Genomic DNA, 18,808 nt, shown 5'->3' with positions numbered 1-18,808 from the left:
TGCCCGCGGGTGGCGCAACGCTGCGACTCGGCGTCGCACCGGCGCACTGATGCTGAAAACCCCATGAAACATGGGGTGGCGCTGGTCCCGGCAAATGACCGCCACCCTGCGCCACCCCGCCACCCCCGCCGGTCTGCTCTCGCTGCCTGACGACGGCCGCCCATCCGGGACGGCAATCAGGAGGCAGAGATGACTCAACCACAGACTGAACCGGAGGCGGCCAGCACCGCGCTGCTCTCGGGCTGGATCACCCGCAAGGAACTGGCCGATGCGCTGGGCGTAACGGTCGACACGCTGGGGCGCTGGGAGGCGCGGCGTTTCGGTCCGCCCTGCGTGCGGGCAGGCCGCACGGTGCTCTACCGGCGGCGGGCCGTGCAGGACTGGCTGGCGGCGCAGGAGATGCCGCGGGCCCGCATGGCCGGAGGTCGGAAATGACCTGCACCTCCCGCACCATTCACTGTCCCGCCGCAAAGCCAAACTTGGGCGCTCCTTTCGCGCAGTGGCGGCAGGCACGGCTGACGGAAGCGCGCAGCATTCTCAGCGAAGCTGCAGATCACTCCATCACGCTGGTGACGCTTGCCGCCCTGGTGGTCGCCGATCAGAGCGACGACGACGCCGAGCGCGCCCGAGCCCACGATCTCTTGCGGCTGCGCGATTCCAGTCCGCTGCACGCCACTACCACGTCAACCTTTCGGCCCGGCGGTGCCGCATGAACCGCCGCAGCACCCCCGAGGCCGACATCCAGCGCGCCATCGTGCAGGCACTGCGCTTCGCCCTGCCCCGCGACGCCATCGTCCACCATTGCGCCAACGAGGTCACCGAGGCCGGGCCGCGCGGCGCCAGGCGTCAGGCGATCCTCGTCGGCATGGGCGTCCACGCAGGCTTCGCCGACCTGATCGTCATCTCCGGTGGCCGCGTGCTGTTCCTCGAGGTCAAGAGCCCGACCGGCCGGTTGCGGAAATCGCAGGAGGTCTTCCGCGACACGGTCGGCGCCCAAGGCTTCGGCTGGGCGCTGGTGCGCTCGGTCGACGACGCGCTGGGCGCTCTGGCCGATCACGGCTTCACCAGCCGCGTGCAGCTCCCGGCGCGGAGGGTCGCGCCATGAGCCATGCCGCCACCAACTGGGCCATCCAGCAGCGCGGGCTGAAGCCCACAACCAAGATCGTGCTCTGGCATCTGTGCGACCGGTTCAATCCGGACTACGGCTGCTTCCCCTCGCAAGCCCGGCTGGCCGAGGATTGCGAGATCAGCCGGTCCACCCTGAACGACCACTTGGACCGGCTCGAGGTCGCGCAACTGCTGCGCCGGGTGGCCCGGGTCGATCCAGTGACCAAACGGCAGATGCCGACCCGCTACATCCTGGGGTTCGAGGAGGGCATCGCCCCTCGTGATCCTGAGCCATGTCCGGAATCCGGACACGGAGATTTGCCCTTCGTCGGTGATGGTGATCCCTCCCCCCGCAGCGGAGATCCGGCTGACCCGTGTCCGGAAATCATACACGGGATCGGCGTCGGAGCCGTGTCCGATTTTCACCGCGAGCCGTGTCCGGAAAATACCGAAAGCCGTGTCCGGATTTCGGACACTAACCTTGTAAGAGAACCTTTAAGAGAACCAGTAAAGGAGGAGGAGGACGCGCAGGCGCGCGAGGCCGATTTCGATCGATTCTTCGCCGAGCTTCTGGGTGCGCTGGGCCTCGATCTCGACGCCACGCTTCCCGCCTGGTGGCAGGGCTGGCCTGCCCGGCTGCATGTGCGCCGATGGATCGATGACCTCGGGCTGACCGAGGACCGGATCATCGAGATCGCCACTGCAACGCGGCGCGATCATCCCGACCCGCCCGACGGACCCAAGGCTCTCGATCGCGCCATGGAACGCGCCGCCCGGCGCGATGCGCAGATAGCTGCAGATACCGGCGGCCGGAAATCCCCACGAAGGGGCAAGCGCGACGCTGGCCCTCGTCCCAGCACCGACGAACTCGCGGCCTTCTACGCCGAGTTGGTGAATTCGGACCGGTACCTCCCCGCCAACACCATCAGCAACACCATGCGCGTGGCAATGCTGAGCCGGGGTCTGGTCACGGCCGAACGCTTGCGGGCGCGAGGGGTGCGGTGAATGGCATGGTGTCACGTCCCCGGCACGGACTATCCCTCTGCGCAGGCGGCGGAGGCTTGGATCTGGGCCTCATGCTCGCCGAGTCCGGCTATCACACCCGCGCCTCCGTGGAATGGGAAGACTGGCCCCGCGCCGTCCTCATCGCCGCCCAGCGCGCCGGGTATTTCGCCCCGGCGCCAGTCTGGACCGACCTGCGCTGCTTCGATGCACGCCCCTTCCGCGGCGCCTTCGACATCGTGCTCGCCGGCTATCCCTGCCAGCCCTTCAGCGCGGCCGGCAAGCGTGAGGGCGCCGGTGATCCCCGCCACCTCTGGCTCGACGTGGCCCGCGTCATCGGGGAATGCCGACCCGAATGGGTCTTCCTCGAAAACGTCGCCGGACACGTCACCCTCGGGCTCGAGTCCGTCCTCCGAGAGATTTGGAGCATGGGCTACACGCCTGCGGCAGGCCTGTTCAGCGCGGCAGAGGTCGGCGCGCCGCATCAGCGACTGCGGATCTTCATCCTCGCCCGCACTGACGAGCCTGCATCCAGGGACCGCGAGCGACGACCCGGCCGGGAACAGCGACCTCACCCGGAAGGCCGACGAGCTGGTGCCGGGCATCTTCCGGGCGCTGCCGGACCAGTGGCCGACCCCGGCCGCGCAGAACTGGAAGGGATCGAGCGCGACCAGCATCACCCGTGCCGACGGCAAGTCCCGGATGGACCTGCTGCACTACCGGGCGGAGCAGGGCTTCACCCGCCCGGGCCCGATGATCTCGCCGGATGGGCCGCGGTTCTCGCAGCACGCCCCGATCTCGCGCCCGCTCTGGGCTTCGATGATTGCCTCGCATGGGCGCGCCGTCTCGCGGCGGATCCTGAAGGGTCGGTCGCGGCGGCGGCTGAACCCGCTCTTCGTCGGATGGCTGATGGGCTGGCCCATCGGGCACGCGCTCTGCGCCTGCTCGGGAACGGAGTTCACCCGCTGGCAGCGGCACATGCGTGGCGCTCTCTCGCAGCTGCCCATGGCTTCGGGCCCGTGGATCTGGCGGCCGACGGATGCGGCCCAGCGCCTGGCGCAGATGACCCTCTTTGACGGATTGCAGCCATGAGTTTCCACAAACAGATCGGCCGCGCACGCGGCACAAGGGTCAAACGGGCGCTGGGCGTGCAGGCGGCGCTGGAATGGGCGTTCCGGGTCGAGAAGGCACAACTGGAACTGCCCCTGCCCCGGAACGTAACCGAGGAAAGCTTCGGCTTCGGTCTCGAATACGTCCTGCTGCAGCGCGCGGCGCTGGGCTGCAAGATCGACGGCGGCCAGCACAAGATCGGCGGCTACACCCACGAGGACGCCGAGGTGATCGCCGCCACCGTCGCCGGGGTCCCTGACAGCCTCGGCGGCAAACGCATGGCGATCCGCATCGCCGAGCTGGCGCGCGCCGGGCTGACGCCGGACTGGATGCCCAGTGCCGTCACGCGCTGCGTGCCGCTCGAGGTGAAGCGCAACCAGCATGGCGAGCGGGCCACCACCATCGTCGTTGGCACCGAGCGCATCGTGACTCGCGGCAAGTGGCGTACGGTCGAGTTGCTGGCCTGCCCGGTCACCTTCCGCCCCCACCCGCAGCAGATCGAGGCCGCGCGCCGCGCCTATGACGAATGGTTGCAGGCGCTCGGCTGGATCCGTGACGGGCTGATTGCCGGCGGGATGCTGCGGGACATCGACGTGACGGCGGCGATGCCGAGGGCGCGGCCGTGGGAGGTGCGACCATCCGGCCGCGGTTAGCGGCTGGATTCCGCCTGCCGGCTGAAATACGGTCCGACCCGTATTCTCAGGGGCAGATTCATCAATGGCATCAGCAGACAACGGCTCCGACCTCGGCATTGAAACCAGCCTGTTCAAAGCCGCCGACAAACTGCGCGGCAACATGGAGCCGTCGGACTACAAGCACGTCGCCCTTGGCCTGATCTTCCTCAAGCACATCTCGGACGGGTTCGAACTCAAGCGCCAGGCGCTGCTGGCGGAGTATCCCGAGGGCGCCGAGGACCCCGACGAATACCTCGCCGACAACATATTCTGGGTGCCGCAGGAGGCGCGCTGGTCGCATCTGCAGGCCCACGCCAAGCAGACGACCATCGGCAAGTTGATTGACGAGGCGATGATCGCCATCGAGAAGGTCAACCCGTCGCTCAAGGGCGTGCTGCCCAAGGACTACGGCCGTCCGGCGTTGAACGCCGTCATGCTGGGCGAATTGATCGACCTGATCTCGGGCATCGCGCTGGGCGAGGGCAAGGACAAGGCCCGCGACCTGCTCGGCCGCGTCTATGAGTATTTCCTCGGCCAGTTCGCAGGCAGTGAGGGCAAGCGCGGCGGCGAGTTCTACACCCCGCGCTCGGTCGTGCGAACCATGGTCGAGATGCTGGAGCCTTACAAAGGCCGCGTCTATGACCCCTGCTGCGGCTCGGGCGGCATGTTCGTGCAGTCGGAAAAGTTCGTCGAGGCGCATGGCGGCCGGCTGGGCGACATCGCCATCTACGGGCAGGAGAGCAACTACACCACATGGCGGCTGTGCAAGATGAACCTCGCTGTGCGCGGGATTGACGCCGATATCCGCTGGAACTCGGAGGGCAGCTTCCACAAGGATGAATTGCCTGACCTGCGCGCCGAGATGATCCTGGCCAACCCGCCCTTCAACATCTCGGACTGGGGCGGCGAGCGGCTGCGCGAGGATGCCCGCTGGAAATACGGCATTCCGCCTGCGGGCAATGCCAACTTCGCCTGGCTGCAGCATATCCTGCATCACCTGTCGCCAACCGGCACGGCCGGGGTGGTGCTGGCCAATGGCTCGATGTCCTCGACCCAGTCGGGCGAGGGCGAGATCAGGAAGGCGATGATCGAGGGCGAGGTCGTGGACTGCATGATCGCCCTGCCGGGGCAGCTGTTCTATTCCACGCAGATTCCGGCCTGCCTGTGGTTTCTGGCGCGGGACAAGTCGAACGGCATTGCCCGTGACGGCAAGCTGCGCGACCGGCGGGGCGAGGTGCTGTTCATAGACGCCCGCAAGCTGGGCTTCATGGTGGACCGCACCCGGAAAGAGTTCTCGGACGCCGACATCGAGCGGATTGCCGACACCTATCACGCCTGGCGGCTGGGCGAGGGCTACGCCGACGTACCGGGCTTCTGCAGGTCGGCGAGCATTGAGGACATCCGGTCCCACGGCCACGTCCTGACGCCGGGCCGCTATGTCGGGACTGAGGCGGCGGAGGAGGACGACACGCCCTTTGCTGAGCGTTTCGCGGGATTGCAGGCGACGCTGGAGGGGCAGTTCGCCGAGGCCGAGGAATTGACGGCGACGATCCGGGCTAGGCTGGCGGGGATTGGGTCATGACGCCAGATTGGTCCGTCGAAAAACTCGGTGGCCTTGTCGATGCAGCCCGAGGCATATCATACGGCATTGTTCAGCCAGGCGAGCATCAACCGGATGGCATCCCGATAGTCCGGGTGAGCGACCTCAAGGGTGAGATCGTAGAGATGTCGAAGCCGTTGCGCGTTGCACCGGCAATCGAAGCCGCACACGCTCGGACGCGTCTGCGCGGCGGCGAACTCATAATGAGCATCGTCGGCACGGTTGGCCAGACCGCGATCGTCGATTCAAGTCTTGCAGGCTGGAACGTTGCCCGCGCCGTTGCGGTAATTCCGGTAAAGAAAGATATCGGCCCCTACTGGATACGCCTTGCGTTGAAGGGTGGGCCAGCACGGGCACACATCCAAGACCGTCTGAATACGACGGTCCAAGCGACGCTGAACCTTCGCGATCTGGCCAGTCTTCCGATTGTCATGCCTCCAGCTCCTGAACGTGAGACCATCGCCGCCACCCTCGGGGCGCTGGATGACAAGATCGAGTTGAACCGGAAGATGAACGCCACGCTAGAGGCCATAGCGCGGGCGTTGTTCCGCGACTGGTTCGTCGATTTCGGCCCCACCCGCGCCAAGATGGAAGGCCGCGAACCCTACTTCTCCCCCGACCTCTGGTCCCTCTTCCCCGACCGCCTCGACGCCGAGGGCAAGCCGGAGGGGTGGGAAGAGAAGCCGCTGACCGAGTTCTTCTCGATCATCGGTGGGGGGACACCGAAAACCTCGATCACGGACTTTTGGGACGGTCCGATCCCATGGTTCTCGGTGACCGACACCCCGCCCAATGGCAGTGTCTTCGTGACCTATACCGAAAAGACCATCTCTGACGCCGGCCTGAATGGAAGCTCGGCGCGTCTGGTGCCGAAGGGAACGACCATCATCTCTGCCCGTGGAACGGTCGGCAATCTTGCTGTCGCGAGCCGCGAAATGACCTTCAATCAGTCCTGCTACGGCCTGCGCGGGGCGGGTTCGGTTGGGGATTATGCCAGCTACCTGATTGCCCAGAACATGGTTAGCCAGTTGCAGGCAATGGCTCACGGTTCGGTCTTTTCCACGATCACGAGGCAGACGTTCGAGTCGTTGTCTTTGCCGATGCCATCCGACAGGGTTCTGGATGCGTTCGAGGATGCAGTATCGCCGATGTTCGACAAGATTTTGGCAAACGTGCATGAATCCCGCACCCTCGCCCAGACCGGCGACCTCCTGCTGCCGCGTCTGATGTCAGGGGAGTTGCGGGTGGCCGACCTCGACAGCCACAAGGCAGAGCACGCATGACCGATATTGCACGGGCCAATCTCAAGCGGGCTATCGTCACCCGGCTGGACAGCATCGCCGACGAACATCGCCTAGGCCATCAAGCTGCCTACGCCAACAGGTACAAGATGCGGTCGCACCACGACGCGCCGATCGAGCTGATGTTCGAAAAGCACCCCGACACCGAGCCGCATCTATGGGTGCTGACCGCGCAGGTTGCCTCGATCCCCGAAGGTACTCTGGTTGCAGAGCCCTATTCCAAAGCGGACCTCTACAAGACTTCGGCAAAAGGTGGCGGCAAGCAATATGGCCGTCATTCCGCTTTGAAAGATATGGGCATGCTCGGTAAGGCCGATCTGGTCCGCTTTACCCTGCGCAGCATGGCCGACCTGGACGTTGTCTTGTCGGCCGTCATGCAAACGCAGCGGCAAGGGCGCCGGAGCGAATGATGGAGCGCCAGGTGCATGAGTAGCGATTGGTATCCAGGCATTGAGAGATTCTGCGAGCATTGGAACCATGCGCCGATGCTGCAGCAAACGTTCGATACCTTGCAACAGACCTTTGCCGAAGGTCACGATGCCTGTATCGACGCGTCGAAGGGCCTCGTCGAATGCGCTTGCCGCGTGATCATCGAAAACCTCGATGATCCGTCCAACCCGATCAAGGATTGGAAGGACAGCCCTATTAAGGCAGACACCCCGGGTTTCAAGGATTGGGTCTCCGGCGCACTGCGCTTGCTCAACCTGACAGAAAGCCGCGACGATCCGTTCAGCAAGCTTCTGTCGCAGCATTTCAAGCTGGTCGACGCATTGGGTCACTTCCGGAATATGGCAGGGCCAATCAGCCACGGAAAGGAAGGGTTCGCACACAAGCTCTCGGCACATCACCGGCGGGCCGCAGTGCTTGCCGCAGATGCCCTCGTCACCTTCCTGCATGAAGCTTACCTCGAGCGCGAACCCGACCCTGTCACGACGCTTGAGCCGTACGAACGCCTTCCCAAGTCAAATGCCCTCATTGATTTTCACGTCGAGGCAGAAGCTGCAGGCAATGAAGACGGGTGGCTGGCAATTACGCTACGGCTTCCGGGAGACGAAACGCTCGACCTCACGGTAGAGCCCTCCCGCCTTCTATTTGGCGTAGATCGTGAAGCCTACAAATATGTGCTGAGTCTGTGCCGCGACGCCTCGCTGCCTCCAGCGGAGGACGACGAGGAGGAGGCAGCCTGATGGCGCCACTGACCGAGGCCGAGGTCGAAGCCGTCCTGCTCGATCAACTTGCGGGACTGGGCTATGCCTGCCTGAACGACGCGGTTTCCGGCCCTGACGGGTCCGCGCCCGAACGCGAGGCCTATTCCGACACCATCCTGTCCGGCCGGTTACGCGCAGCCATTGCTCGGCTGAACCCGCAGATCCCGGAGGACGCGCGCGAGGATGCCCTGCGCCTGGTGATCGCCAGCCAACGCCCCTCGCTAATTGAGGAAAACCGCCGCCTGCACCGCTTCGTAGTCGAGGGCGTGCCGGTGGAATACCGAGCCGAGGATGGCACGATCCGCGGCGATGCTGTGCGGCTGGTGGATGCAGGGGACCGGCTGAACGACTGGCTGGCCATCGCGCAGTTCACGGTGATCGAGAACGGCAACAACCGCCGTCCAGATGTGGTGGTGTTCCTGAACGGCGTAGCCGTCGCCGTGATCGAGGTGAAGAAACCCGGCGCCGAGGCCGCAACGCTTGGCGCGGCATTCAACCAATTGCAAACCTACAAGGCGCAGATCCCGTCGCTATTCCGTACCAATGCGGTGCTGGTCACGACCGACGGCATCCAGGCGCGCGTCGGTTCGCTGACCGCCGACCTCGAACGCTTCATGCCCTGGCGCACCACCGACGGCAGCGACGTGGCGCCCAAGGGCGCCCCGGAAATGTCGGTGCTGATCGAGGGAGTCTTTGCCCGTGAGCGTCTGCTCTCCCTGATGCGGGACTTCACGGTCTTCGGCGACGCAGGCGGTGGCGTCGTCAAGATCATCGCCGGCTATCACCAGTTCCATGCCGTGAAACGGGCTGTCACCAGCACGATCGAGGCCAGCCGGTCGGAAGGCGACCGCAAGGCCGGGGTGATCTGGCACACGCAAGGATCGGGCAAGAGTTTGCTGATGGCCTTCTATGCCGGGCAGCTGGTGCGCGAACCGGCGATGGAAAACCCCACCATCGTGGTGATCACCGACCGCAACGATCTCGACGACCAGCTGTTCGGTACCTTCTCCATGTGCCGCGACCTGATCCGCCAGACCCCGGTGCAGGCCGACAGCCGCGAAGATCTGATGAATACGCTGTCACGCGCCTCCGGTGGGGTGATCTTCACCACGATCCAGAAATTCGCCCCCGAGAAGGGCGAAGCGTACCCGCAGCTGACCGATCGCCGCAATGTCGTGGTGATCACCGATGAGGCCCACCGCAGCCAGTATGGCTTCAAGGCGCGGATCGAGAAGACCGGCGAGATCGCCTATGGCTTCGCCAAGCACCTGCGCGACGCGCTGCCCAATGCCTCCTTCATCGGCTTCACCGGCACACCGATCGAGCAGGATGACGTGAACACGCCGGCCGTCTTCGGCCATTACATCGACGTCTACGACATCAGCCGCGCCGTTGAGGACGGGGCGACGGTGCCGATTTACTATGAGTCCCGTCTTGCCCGGATTGAACTGCCCGATGCCGAAAAGCCCAAGGTGGATGCCGAGATCGAGGAGCTGACCGAGGACGAGGCAGTCAGCGAACAGGAACGGCTGAAGCGCAAATGGTCCAATGTCGAGGCGCTGGTCGGGTCTCAGAAGCGTCTGGCGATGGTCGCCGAGGATCTGGTGGCCCATTTCGAAGCGCGCGTCCAGGCCATGGACGGCAAGGCCATGGTCGTCTGCATGAGCCGCCGCATCTGTGTCGACCTCTACGACCAGATCGCCGCACTGCGGCCCGAATGGCATTCGGATGACGACAACGCCGGGCTCGCAAAGATCGTTATGACCGGCTCTGCCTCGGACCCCGAAACCTGGCAACCTCACATCGGTGGCAAGGCCCGGCGTGATCTGCTGGCCAAGCGGGCGAAGGATCCGAAAGACCCGTTGAAGCTGGTGATCGTCCGCGACATGTGGCTGACCGGCTTCGACGCGCCCTCGATGCACACGATGTATATCGACAAGCCGATGCGCGGCCACGGCTTGATGCAGGCCATCGCCCGGGTGAACCGCGTGTTCCGCGACAAACCGGCGGGGCTGATTGTCGACTACATCGGCATTGCCCAGAACCTGAAATCCGCGCTGGGCCAGTATTCCAGCTCGGACCAAGAGCAGGCCGGGATCGACGAGGCCGAGGCCGTCGCCGCCCTGCTGGAGCGCCTGGACGTCGTGCGTGCCATGTTCCACGGCTTCGACTATTCCAAGGGGCTGACCGGCACGCCGCATCAGCGCCTCGTCGCGCTTGCTGAGGCGCTTGACTGGATTCTCGCGAAACAAGATGCGGCTGCGCGGCGCGAAACCGACAAGGAGACCAAGAAGGCCGCGCATCGGCGCTATCAGGACGCGGTGCTGGCACTCTCCAAGGCCTTTGCGCTCAGTTCTGCCAGCGATGTGGCGCGCGAGGTCCGCGACGAGGTCGGTTTCTTCCAGACCGTGCGCGCCGCCATGGTGAAGGCGTCCGACACCTCGGGCCGGTCGGCCGCCGACCGCGACCTTGCGATCCGCCAGATCGTGAATGGCGCGGTCGCCTCGACCGAGATCGTCGACATCCTCTCGGCGGCCGGGCTTTCGTCTCCGGACATTTCGATCCTGTCGGACGAGTTCCTGGCTGAGGTCGGGCAGATGGAGAAGAAGAACCTGGCCCTCGAGGCCCTGCGGAAGCTACTGAACGACGAGATCAGGTCGCGCAGTCGGTCGAATGTGATCGAGACCCGGAAGTTCTCGGAGCGGCTGGAAGAGGCGATCTCGCGCTATCACACCAATGCCGTCAGCACCGTGGAGGTGCTGCAGGAACTGATCGCGCTTGCGAAGGAAGTCCGCGAGGCGCGGAACCGTGGCGGGGAAACCGGGCTGACGCCGGACGAGATCGCCTTCTACGACGCGCTGGCCGACAACCAGAGCGCTGTCGATATCCTCGGCAATGACCAGTTGAAGATCATCGCCCACGAGTTGCTTAAGGGTCTCAAGGCCAATGTCAGCATCGACTGGGCGCACCGTGACAGCGCACGGGCACGCCTACGCGTTCTCGTGAAGCGAATCCTGCGGAAGTACGGCTATCCGCCGGACCTAGAGGACGCTGCCGTTCGGGGTGTCCTGGCTCAGGCGGAGGCCATGCTGTCAGAAGTTTCCAGTTGATAAAAATCCCATAGTGCGGCGGCGAAAACCACCCTTAACTATAACTGACGTAGAGCTGAGAGGGCTAGCTGCATGAAGTTCAAACCGCGCAACCTTCGTGCGATTGCCGAAATGGTCATTGGTGACGCGGCCTATTTTCCTCGTCGGTCCAGCTTTTTCATTACCAGTTTTTTCGAAGAGTGCGATCTCGACTTCGTTCACGATGGCAGCACACGTGCGATTTGGACTTCACAACGCCTCGAAGAACTCTTGGAAGAACCGCAACCTGCCGCCTTCCAGCTGCCAACACGCTTTGTCGTTTTGCTTCGGACCCTGATGGACCCACGCGAGGCTGAAGACGGCGACCTTGACCGCAGTAACGCCTTGGCTTCGCTGAATGAGCCCCTAACGAGGGAAGGCTACGAAGCCTATTATGACGAAGAGCAAACGCTGCAGGTTCGGCACATAGGCAGCAAAACAGTGTCGACGGCGACCAACCCCCACCGCCCCCTAACCCCCAAGGAAACAGAACGTAAGAGGCAGCTGAACGCTTATCTCGACACATGCAGCGAGGACGAGTTGATCGAGGAAATCCTGTTGCCCTTGTTTAGGCAACTTGGCTTTCACCGCCTCACGGCCGCTGGTCACGCCGACAAGGCCCTCGAGTATGGCAAGGACGTCTGGATGCGCTTTGTGCTGCCCACCCAGCATGTCCTGTACTTCGGCATTCAGGCGAAGAAGGGTAAGCTTGACTCAGCAGGAATGACGAAGGGATCGAACGCCAATATTGCGGAGATTTACCAACAGGTCTTGATGATGATGGGGCACGAGATTTTCGATCCGGAAACGAGCAAGAAGGCCCTCATCGACCATGCTTTTATCGTCGCAGGTGGCATCATAACGAAGCAAGCGCGCAACTGGCTGGGAGGAAAGCTCGACGCGTCAAAGCGCAGCCAGATAATGTTCATGGACCGCGAAGACATCCTGAACCTTTACGTGACCTACAACATTCCCCTTCCAGCGAACGCCCTGCCGAAGCTCGACGCGTTGCCTGACGAGATTCCGTTCTGACCGGTTTGCACGTCAACGTCGGGTTCGGGCTGACCTCCCCTCCCAATGGTTCCTCCCTTGCCCTAAACGTATGCGGGGGGGCGCAGCGCAGAAGATTGCCAGCGTCAGGCATTTTCACCGGGGAAGCCAGGGGGAAGCCACCTGAGCCAACGGCGCGCCGTTTTGGCCAATAAAACAAGGCTTTGAGCGCCGCCGCAGGGTGGATTCCTCGGTGGCCAGACCGGAATCCACCGGAATCCAGTTTGCGGAATCCAGTGGGAATCCACCACGTCGGAATCCACCGGGATCCACCCCGCCCGAAGCCACCAAAAACCACAGGACCACCCTGCCCCATGGACCTCACCTTCGCGCCGCGCCAGATCGAGTTCTGGCCGATCGAGCGCCTGCGCCCCTATGCCCGGAACGCGAAGATGCACGCGCCCGATCAGGTGGCACGCATTGCCGCCAGCATGGCCCGCTTCGGCTGGACCGTGCCATGCATGGTCGGGGACGATGGCAATTTGAGAGTAAAGCCTGATGAGGGCCGTATCGACATCAAGCACACAATGGCATATATTGCCAATCGCCTGCATGGAGATACACATGGTCACGCGAAACGTCGTTCTGACCGATACCCAATCCGATCTTGTTGACCGGCTGGTCGCCTCCGGGCGCTATCAGAACGCCTCCGAAGCGCTGCGGGCCGGTCTGCGGCTGCTGGAGCGCGAAGAAGCCGAATTTGGCGACCTGCGCGCCCGACTGGAGGAAGGGCTGGAGCAGGCACGACGAGGCGATCTGGCTGAGGGCAGTGGTGAGGATGCCATCCGTCGCGCCTTTGCGACCGCACGTGAAATATCCTGATGCCGAAACCCTGGCGTCTGACGCGGGCTGCAGAAGCTTCGCTGATCGACATTGCCCGATGGACAGTCGAAACCTTTGGGTTGCGGCAGGCCACAGCCTATGAGGAGGATCTGATCGCCATCTGCCGTGAGATCGCGGCGGGAAGCGCAGTATCACAGGATTGCCGACGGCTGATTGACCCGGCTCTCAAAGAAGATCTGCGTTTCGCGCGTGCAGGCCAGCATTTCGTCGTCTTTATCGAAGAGGCGGAGCAAGTGATCATCATCGATTTTCTGCATGCCCGATCCGACCTGCCACGCCGGCTGGCCAATCTGACGGTCGCGACAGGCGATCGAAATCAGTAGCGTGAGATCGTCCTGCAGGCTGCAATCACCATCTGCGCGAACCGTGAATCTCCCCAGCACACCTCTTCCATCCTTCACCAACGGACCTCGACCAGCGTCAAAGCCATCCTGCGCTACGCACAGAAAGCAGCTGGCAGGCGTCGAGCGAGGAATTGATGATGCCGTGCCCTGACACCCTGGAAGCGCGGTGGCCGCAATGATCACCCGGCAGGGCAAATTTTATAGACCCGACCCCGAGCCGGGCATTCCTCGGCTATCACCCGCAGGCCAAGCTTCTTTTTCAGCGATCCGGAGATCGCGCCCCGAATGGAGTGCGACCGCCACTCCAGTTTCCCTGCGATCTCGGCGATGGTCGCGCCTTCAGGGCGCTGCAGCATGGCGATCAGCTGGGCCTGTTTCGTGCCGGGGCGCTTGACAGCGACGATGACCTCGGGCTTCGCGTCGCGTAATCCGGCCATGGTCCCGACCAGAACAGGATCGATGCCGATGGCGTCCAGCCCGGCATCGGTGGCGATCAGCGTGGTACCATGCCCATCGCCGGTTTCGCGCCAGAGCGGTTCGTTACGCCGGAGGTTGGCTTCGACCTCCTCGATGAAGCCGAGTTTTGCCATCCGGCCGATGGCCATCTTCGCGGAGGCGCCATGCAGCCCCTTGGGCAGCGGCAGGGCGAGATTGCCCGGCCGGACGCTGGCGCGGGTCAGGATCAGGATCTGAGTGTCGGTGAGTTTCGTCATAGTGGGCTCCGTGCATCGCCGCCGCAGGTCGCGGTCGGCTTCTACGGAGCCGGGCCCCGCTCTCGGCGGGGCTGGGCCGTCGGTTCGAATCCGTGCGTCAGGCCGCGTGTTCGCCCTCGCCGAAGGTAAAATCGCTGATCTGTTTCAGCAGATGGGCCTGATACTCGAGACTGCCGAGGTCGCCCCAGTTCACCTGATCCGGGTCCGCCCCGAAATGGTCCTCGCTGAAGGCCTGCAACCGGGCCAGCATCGAGTCGATCTCGGCCTTTTTCGCGATGAAGGCGCCGAGGGCGGCGTCATTGATACGGGCGGGTTTGCGGGTCATTTCGGTCTCCGGTGCAGCGTTTCGTTGATGCAGCATCGCTCTCGTGCGCCCTGAAGTGTAGAGAATTCGGAGCAATAACAGTGCTTTCTGATGCACATCACCATCATCTTCGGAGCCCGACATGCAGGGCATGAGTGAACGGGCCTATGCGGCCCATGCCGGGCTGTCGGGCAGCACCGACAGCGCGACCGTCAGATCGCAATTCAGAAGGAGAATGGGCTGCCACTTGTCTCGGCGGAAATCTGATCGTACACAATCGCCCTCTATAGCTTCACCCGCTTCAGCCGCAACGCATTGGCGATGACCGAGACCGAGGACAGCGACATGGCCGCCGCCGCGATCATCGGCGATAGCAGCAGGCCAAAGACCGGATAGAGCATCCCTGCCGCCACCGGGATCCCGGCTGCGTTATAGATGAAAGCAAAGAACAGATTCTGTCGGATATTGCGCATGGTGGCCACGGCCAGCTTGCGGGCGCGGACAATGCCTGTCAGGTCGCCGCCCAGCAGGGTCAGCCCGGCGCTTTCGACCGCCACATCGGCGCCGGTGCCCATGGCGATACCGACATCCGCCGCAGCCAACGCCGGTGCGTCGTTTACCCCGTCGCCCGCCATGGCGACCTTGTTCCCCTTGCCGCGGAGTGCGTCGATCAGGTCCTTCTTGCCTTCAGGCAGCATTCCGGCGCGGACCTCGTCGATGCCCAACCGGCTGGCCACGGCCTGCGCCGTGCGTTCATTGTCGCCGGTTGCCATGATCACCTTGATGCCCAGATCGTGCAGCTCACGGATCGCCGCCTCGGCGGTGGGCTTGATCGGGTCGGCCACGGCGACCAGCCCCGCCAGCCTGCCATCACGCGCCACAAACATGGCGGTCTTGCCTTCACCGCGCAGACGATCGGCGGTGTCCTCGCCCGTGTCGCAGTCGATGCCAAGCGAGGTCATCAGCGCGTTGTTGCCAAGCGCCACGTCCCGGCCATCTACCTTGCCGATCACCCCCTTGCCGGTGATGGCCTCGAACTCCTCGCCATTGCCAAGGCTCAACCCGCGCGCCTTCGCGCCCTCGACAATCGCCTCTGCCAGCGGGTGTTCGGATGCGCGTTCCAGCGCGGCGGCGGCGGCCAACAACTCATCCTCGGGCACGTCACCGAAGCTGGTCACATCGGTCAGCGCGGGCTTGCCTTCGGTCAGGGTGCCGGTCTTGTCGACGATCAGGGTGTCGACATCGGCCATCAGTTCCAGCGCCTCGGCATTCTTGACCAGCACACCGGCCTGCGCCCCACGCCCCGCCGCCGTGGTGATGGAAATCGGCGTCGCCAGCCCAAGCGCACAGGGACAGGCGATGATCAGCACCGAGACCGCCGAGGCGACGGCGAAGATATAGGACGGGCTGGGGCCGAAGATCAGCCAGACGAAAAAGGCCGCGATGGCGATCACCACGACGGTCGGCACGAAGATCGCGGAAACCCTGTCGGCCAGCCCCTGAATAGGCGCCTTGGACCGCCGCGCCCCCGCGACCATCTGCACGATCTGCGACAGCACCGTATCGGCACCGACATCGGTGGCGCGGATCGACAATGAGCCGTTCTTATTAATCGTGCCGCCTGTCACACGGTCGCCTGACACCTTTTCGACCGGCACCGGCTCACCCGTGATCATGCTTTCATCGACCGATGAGCGCCCTTCGACCACCTCGCCATCGACCGGCACGCTGTCGCCGGGCCGCACCCGCAACATGTCGCCCGCCATGATGTTTTCCAGCGGCGCATCATATTCGCTGCCATCAGGCAGGATGCGCCGCGCCGTCTTGGGTGCCAGATCCATCAGTGCCCGGATCGCATCGCCTGTGCGTTCGCGCGCGCGCAGTTCCAGCACCTGCCCGACAAAGACCAGGGCAACGATGACCACGGCAGCCTCGTAATAGGTGCCGACCATGCCGCCCATCCGGTATTCCTCGGGAAAGATACCCGGCAGGAAGGTCGCGAACAGCGAATAGAGATAGGCCGCGCCGACCCCCAGCGAGATCAGCGTCCACATGTTCGGCGAGCGGTTTTTGAAGGAATCCAACCCGCGCTGAAAGAAGGGCCGCGCCGCCCAGAGCACGATGGGCGTGGCCAGCAGGAACTCTAGCCATACGGCGGTGCGGTGCCCGATCCAGTCACGGACCGGGATGCCCACCATCTCGCCCATGGTCAGGATCAGCAGCGGCACGGCGGCGGCCACGCTGACCCAGAGCCGCCAGGTGAAATCAGTCAGTTCATGGCTGGGTTCATCCGAGGGGATCATCGGCTCCAGCGCCATGCCACAGATCGGACAGGCACCGGGTTCGTCGCGGACGATCTCGGGATGCATCGGGCAAGTCCACTGCGTGCCTGCCGGCGCGGATTTGTCGGCCTTGGCCGCCGCGCCCGAGGCGTAGAACCACGGATCGCCGTCGAACTTCGACTGGCAACCGTCCGAGCAAAAATAGAAGGTCTGTCCCTCATAGTCGCGGTGCCGCGCCTCGGGCTTGATCGTCACCTGCATGCCGCAAACCGGGTCGATGGCCTTGCCGGGATCAGCCTGTGCCGGTGCGCCACCGTGTGTTCCGTGATCGTGATGCCGATGCGAATGATCGTGCTTGTGGTCCATGACTCTCTCCCGGCAGATACCTATAGGGGGTATATCAGACTTGCTCTATACCCCTTGAGGGTATAGCACAAGCCGCGGATGTTGAAGATCGGAGCCCTCCTTGGCGCATGACAAGCAGAACCGAGACGCGATCCTGAAGCGGCTTTCCCGCCTGAACGGTCAGGTGCAGGGCGTGTCGCGCATGGTCGAGGATGGGCGCTATTGCGTCGACATCCTGAACCAGACCGCCGCCATCCGGTCTGCCCTGCGCGGCGTCGAACGCTTGCTGATCGATGATCACGCGCGAAGCTGCATGGAAGACGCGATCCAATCCGGCGATCAGGACCGTCAGCGGGTGATGTTCCGCGAGGTCGTCGAACTGATGGAAAAGGTGCGCGACTGATGCGGTTCCTGCTGTCGGCCCTGCTTGCTGTCATGCTGGCGGTGATGATGCCGCTGGCCCTGACGGGCGCCGCCTCGTCTGAAGCATCGCCGACGGCCTCGAAGGTCGAAACATCCCTGTCGCCAGCCGCGCATGAATGCTGCACCCCGCAGCGCGACTCTCCACATGGCGACTGTGCGGCCTGTGCCGCGCTCGGCCATACCGAGGTCACGCCGGATGCGGCCCGGTCGCCACGCCGAATCCGGCACATTCCTCCACTGGTGGATATGAAATCCGCCAGGCCGCGTTTTCCGCTGCCCCCTCCGCGATCCGCTGCTCTCTGACCGAGTAAGACCCGAGGGGTCACAAGCTGATCAAATGCGCCACGACAGAGGTGAGCGACCCTGCGGCGCGCAATATTCTGAAGGAAATCAGACATGAGCAACCCTAACCTCTCGCGTCGCGGGGCGATCCTTGCGGTCGCCGCGATGCTATCGACAAGCTCTAACCTTGCCTTTGCCGCCACCGATTCGGACGAAAAGCTGAACCTGATGAGTGTCACCAAGGACCCCGGCTGCGGCTGCTGCGGCGCCTGGGCCGATCTGGCCATCGAGGCCGGTTTCGAGGTCGAGACGACCGAAACCGGCGATTATGTCGGCATGAAGCGCGATGCCGCCGTGCCCGAAAACCTGTGGTCCTGCCACACGACCCGGATCGGCGGCTATATCGTCGAGGGCCATGTGCCCTTCGCGGCCATAAGGCAGCTTCTGGAACAGCGCCTGGACATCACGGGAATCGCCGTGCCGGGGATGCCCGCCGGATCGCCGGGCATGGGCGGCGGGGTCGAGGCCACCGCTGAGGTCATCGCCTGGGGTGGTATTGCCGGTGACGGGCGCGCCTTTCCGCTGGGCGGGTAGCAAAATGGGGCGCAACGCACTCATCCTCATCGCAGCGGTCGGTCTGGCCGCTGCGATCCTGATCCTCTGGCGCGGCAGCGGGGCCACCGGAACAGCCGCGCAGGATCAGGCCGTGATAACGCTTGGCCAGCGGCTCTACGCCGAAAACTGCGCCAGTTGCCACGGCGCCGATCTGGAAGGCCAGCCGGACTGGCAGACCCCGCTCGCAAATGGCCGCTATCCGGCGCCCCCGCATGACGAGACCGGCCACACATGGCATCACGCCGACGCGCTTCTGGTACAGATCATCCGCGACGGCACCGCCGCCGTGGTCGGTGATGGCTATGAAAGCGACATGCCCGGCTTCGGCGATGTCATGAGCGACGCCGAAATCGCCGCCGTTCTGGCCTATATCAAATCCACCTGGCCGGAACGCGAGCGCGCAATCCAGAGCCGCATCACCAAAGACAGCGCGCCGTAACACCCAAGCGCGATACCACCCCACTCAAGGAGTCTCCC

21 protein-coding genes and 2 pseudogenes are annotated in these 18,808 nt (G+C 64.0%); 20 read left to right on the top strand and 3 right to left on the bottom strand.

The annotated features are described in order from the left end of the window. The first annotated feature begins 189 nt into the window (after positions 1 to 189). From EYE42_RS16105 to EYE42_RS11995, 16 genes and pseudogenes are all read left to right on the top strand, one after another. A complete protein-coding gene (locus EYE42_RS16105) occupies positions 190 to 435 on the top strand; it encodes a helix-turn-helix transcriptional regulator (protein ID WP_170309508.1) in 246 nt (81 codons plus the stop codon). Continuing rightward, a complete protein-coding gene (locus tag EYE42_RS12065; RefSeq protein ID WP_130991582.1) occupies positions 432 to 713 on the top strand; it encodes a hypothetical protein in 282 nt (93 codons plus the stop codon). Before EYE42_RS16105 ends, EYE42_RS12065 begins: the two co-directional genes overlap by 4 nt. Then, entirely contained in the window at positions 710 to 1,105 is a 396-nt protein-coding gene (locus EYE42_RS12060; protein ID WP_130991581.1) for a VRR-NUC domain-containing protein, read from the top strand. The genes EYE42_RS12065 and EYE42_RS12060 overlap by 4 nt, the downstream gene beginning before the upstream one ends. Continuing rightward, positions 1,102 to 2,112, top strand: a complete 1,011-nt coding sequence (locus EYE42_RS12055; protein ID WP_130991580.1) for a helix-turn-helix domain-containing protein — start codon at positions 1,102 to 1,104, stop codon at positions 2,110 to 2,112. Before EYE42_RS12060 ends, EYE42_RS12055 begins: the two co-directional genes overlap by 4 nt. 5 nt (positions 2,113 to 2,117) lie before the next feature. Beyond that, a pseudogene (locus EYE42_RS12050) lies at positions 2,118 to 2,570 on the top strand (DNA cytosine methyltransferase); the annotation flags it as partial. 241 nt (positions 2,571 to 2,811) lie between these two features. Further along, complete coding sequence (locus EYE42_RS12045) at positions 2,812 to 3,201, top strand: hypothetical protein (RefSeq protein ID WP_246020783.1); 390 nt, start codon at positions 2,812 to 2,814, stop codon at positions 3,199 to 3,201. Beyond that, the gene (locus EYE42_RS12040) at positions 3,198 to 3,872 is read left to right on the top strand and encodes a hypothetical protein (RefSeq protein WP_130991579.1); all 675 of its coding nucleotides are present in this window, start codon (positions 3,198 to 3,200) and stop codon (positions 3,870 to 3,872) included. Before EYE42_RS12045 ends, EYE42_RS12040 begins: the two co-directional genes overlap by 4 nt. 64 nt (positions 3,873 to 3,936) lie before the next feature. Continuing rightward, positions 3,937 to 5,475 (top strand): class I SAM-dependent DNA methyltransferase, encoded by a 1,539-nt coding sequence (locus EYE42_RS12035; protein WP_130991578.1) that lies wholly within the window; start codon positions 3,937 to 3,939, stop codon positions 5,473 to 5,475. Beyond that, complete coding sequence (locus tag EYE42_RS12030; protein ID WP_130991577.1) at positions 5,472 to 6,776, top strand: restriction endonuclease subunit S; 1,305 nt, start codon at positions 5,472 to 5,474, stop codon at positions 6,774 to 6,776. The genes EYE42_RS12035 and EYE42_RS12030 overlap by 4 nt, the downstream gene beginning before the upstream one ends. Then, positions 6,773 to 7,204 (top strand): hypothetical protein, encoded by a 432-nt coding sequence (locus tag EYE42_RS12025; RefSeq protein WP_130991576.1) that lies wholly within the window; start codon positions 6,773 to 6,775, stop codon positions 7,202 to 7,204. The genes EYE42_RS12030 and EYE42_RS12025 overlap by 4 nt, the downstream gene beginning before the upstream one ends. A 15-nt stretch (positions 7,205 to 7,219) precedes the next feature. Next, on the top strand, positions 7,220 to 7,981 hold the full coding sequence (locus EYE42_RS12020) for an abortive infection family protein (protein ID WP_130991575.1): 762 nt from the start codon (positions 7,220 to 7,222) through the stop codon (positions 7,979 to 7,981). Beyond that, positions 7,981 to 11,112 carry a type I restriction endonuclease subunit R gene (locus EYE42_RS12015; protein ID WP_130991574.1) on the top strand — a complete coding sequence of 1,044 codons (3,132 nt, stop codon included), beginning with the start codon at positions 7,981 to 7,983 and terminating at the stop codon, positions 11,110 to 11,112. The genes EYE42_RS12020 and EYE42_RS12015 overlap by 1 nt, the downstream gene beginning before the upstream one ends. 72 nt (positions 11,113 to 11,184) lie before the next feature. Then, on the top strand, positions 11,185 to 12,162 hold the full coding sequence (locus EYE42_RS12010; protein ID WP_130991573.1) for a hypothetical protein: 978 nt from the start codon (positions 11,185 to 11,187) through the stop codon (positions 12,160 to 12,162). Between the two features lie 332 nt (positions 12,163 to 12,494). Continuing rightward, positions 12,495 to 12,665, top strand: a pseudogene (locus tag EYE42_RS12005) (ParB N-terminal domain-containing protein); the annotation flags it as partial. A gap of 79 nt (positions 12,666 to 12,744) precedes the next feature. Then, a complete protein-coding gene (locus EYE42_RS12000) occupies positions 12,745 to 13,002 on the top strand; it encodes a type II toxin-antitoxin system ParD family antitoxin (protein ID WP_130991572.1) in 258 nt (85 codons plus the stop codon). Further along, on the top strand, positions 13,002 to 13,346 hold the full coding sequence (locus EYE42_RS11995) for a type II toxin-antitoxin system RelE/ParE family toxin (protein WP_130991571.1): 345 nt from the start codon (positions 13,002 to 13,004) through the stop codon (positions 13,344 to 13,346). Before EYE42_RS12000 ends, EYE42_RS11995 begins: the two co-directional genes overlap by 1 nt. A 200-nt stretch (positions 13,347 to 13,546) precedes the next feature. Here the strand turns inward: EYE42_RS11995 and EYE42_RS11990 are convergent, their stop codons facing one another. The 3 genes from EYE42_RS11990 to EYE42_RS11980 form a co-directional block, all read right to left on the bottom strand. After that, on the bottom strand, positions 13,547 to 14,080 hold the full coding sequence (locus EYE42_RS11990) for a DUF3489 domain-containing protein (RefSeq protein WP_130991570.1): 534 nt from the start codon (positions 14,078 to 14,080) through the stop codon (positions 13,547 to 13,549). A gap of 97 nt (positions 14,081 to 14,177) precedes the next feature. Continuing rightward, entirely contained in the window at positions 14,178 to 14,405 is a 228-nt protein-coding gene (locus tag EYE42_RS11985) for a hypothetical protein (protein ID WP_170309507.1), read from the bottom strand. 263 nt (positions 14,406 to 14,668) lie between these two features. Then, positions 14,669 to 17,032: a heavy metal translocating P-type ATPase gene (locus EYE42_RS11980; protein ID WP_211657942.1), complete on the bottom strand. Its 2,364-nt coding sequence runs from the start codon at positions 17,030 to 17,032 to the stop codon at positions 14,669 to 14,671. 100 nt (positions 17,033 to 17,132) lie between these two features. Between EYE42_RS11980 and EYE42_RS11975 the strand changes: the two genes are divergently transcribed. The 4 genes from EYE42_RS11975 to EYE42_RS11960 all read left to right on the top strand — a co-directional run bounded on the left by EYE42_RS11975 (position 17,133) and on the right by EYE42_RS11960 (position 18,770). Then, complete coding sequence (locus EYE42_RS11975) at positions 17,133 to 17,414, top strand: metal-sensitive transcriptional regulator (RefSeq protein ID WP_130991569.1); 282 nt, start codon at positions 17,133 to 17,135, stop codon at positions 17,412 to 17,414. After that, the gene (locus EYE42_RS11970) at positions 17,414 to 17,737 is read left to right on the top strand and encodes a hypothetical protein (RefSeq protein WP_130991568.1); all 324 of its coding nucleotides are present in this window, start codon (positions 17,414 to 17,416) and stop codon (positions 17,735 to 17,737) included. Before EYE42_RS11975 ends, EYE42_RS11970 begins: the two co-directional genes overlap by 1 nt. A gap of 93 nt (positions 17,738 to 17,830) precedes the next feature. Continuing rightward, entirely contained in the window at positions 17,831 to 18,310 is a 480-nt protein-coding gene (locus EYE42_RS11965; RefSeq protein ID WP_130991567.1) for a DUF411 domain-containing protein, read from the top strand. A gap of 4 nt (positions 18,311 to 18,314) precedes the next feature. Then, positions 18,315 to 18,770, top strand: coding sequence for a c-type cytochrome (locus tag EYE42_RS11960; protein WP_130991566.1), 456 nt, complete (start codon positions 18,315 to 18,317; stop codon positions 18,768 to 18,770). The last annotated feature ends 38 nt before the right edge of the window (positions 18,771 to 18,808 follow it).

The sequence above is a fragment of the Paracoccus subflavus genome, from assembly GCF_004310345.1.
Taxonomy (GTDB): Bacteria; Pseudomonadota; Alphaproteobacteria; order Rhodobacterales; family Rhodobacteraceae; genus Paracoccus; species Paracoccus subflavus.
The sequence above is the reverse complement of the archived record's forward strand: the minus strand, read 5'-3'. Positions and strand labels throughout refer to the sequence as shown.

Coding starts and splice junctions, on each gene's coding strand:
- EYE42_RS16105 (WP_170309508.1), top strand. CDS start 190: ATGACTCAACCACAGACTGAACCGGAGGCGGCCAGCACCGCGCTGCTC.
- EYE42_RS12065 (WP_130991582.1), top strand. CDS start 432: ATGACCTGCACCTCCCGCACCATTCACTGTCCCGCCGCAAAGCCAAAC.
- EYE42_RS12060 (WP_130991581.1), top strand. CDS start 710: ATGAACCGCCGCAGCACCCCCGAGGCCGACATCCAGCGCGCCATCGTG.
- EYE42_RS12055 (WP_130991580.1), top strand. CDS start 1,102: ATGAGCCATGCCGCCACCAACTGGGCCATCCAGCAGCGCGGGCTGAAG.
- EYE42_RS12045 (WP_246020783.1), top strand. CDS start 2,812: ATGGACCTGCTGCACTACCGGGCGGAGCAGGGCTTCACCCGCCCGGGC.
- EYE42_RS12040 (WP_130991579.1), top strand. CDS start 3,198: ATGAGTTTCCACAAACAGATCGGCCGCGCACGCGGCACAAGGGTCAAA.
- EYE42_RS12035 (WP_130991578.1), top strand. CDS start 3,937: ATGGCATCAGCAGACAACGGCTCCGACCTCGGCATTGAAACCAGCCTG.
- EYE42_RS12030 (WP_130991577.1), top strand. CDS start 5,472: ATGACGCCAGATTGGTCCGTCGAAAAACTCGGTGGCCTTGTCGATGCA.
- EYE42_RS12025 (WP_130991576.1), top strand. CDS start 6,773: ATGACCGATATTGCACGGGCCAATCTCAAGCGGGCTATCGTCACCCGG.
- EYE42_RS12020 (WP_130991575.1), top strand. CDS start 7,220: ATGAGTAGCGATTGGTATCCAGGCATTGAGAGATTCTGCGAGCATTGG.
- EYE42_RS12015 (WP_130991574.1), top strand. CDS start 7,981: ATGGCGCCACTGACCGAGGCCGAGGTCGAAGCCGTCCTGCTCGATCAA.
- EYE42_RS12010 (WP_130991573.1), top strand. CDS start 11,185: ATGAAGTTCAAACCGCGCAACCTTCGTGCGATTGCCGAAATGGTCATT.
- EYE42_RS12000 (WP_130991572.1), top strand. CDS start 12,745: ATGGTCACGCGAAACGTCGTTCTGACCGATACCCAATCCGATCTTGTT.
- EYE42_RS11995 (WP_130991571.1), top strand. CDS start 13,002: ATGCCGAAACCCTGGCGTCTGACGCGGGCTGCAGAAGCTTCGCTGATC.
- EYE42_RS11990 (WP_130991570.1), bottom strand. CDS start 14,080: ATGACGAAACTCACCGACACTCAGATCCTGATCCTGACCCGCGCCAGC.
- EYE42_RS11985 (WP_170309507.1), bottom strand. CDS start 14,405: ATGACCCGCAAACCCGCCCGTATCAATGACGCCGCCCTCGGCGCCTTC.
- EYE42_RS11980 (WP_211657942.1), bottom strand. CDS start 17,032: ATGGACCACAAGCACGATCATTCGCATCGGCATCACGATCACGGAACA.
- EYE42_RS11970 (WP_130991568.1), top strand. CDS start 17,414: ATGCGGTTCCTGCTGTCGGCCCTGCTTGCTGTCATGCTGGCGGTGATG.
- EYE42_RS11965 (WP_130991567.1), top strand. CDS start 17,831: ATGAGCAACCCTAACCTCTCGCGTCGCGGGGCGATCCTTGCGGTCGCC.
- EYE42_RS11960 (WP_130991566.1), top strand. CDS start 18,315: ATGGGGCGCAACGCACTCATCCTCATCGCAGCGGTCGGTCTGGCCGCT.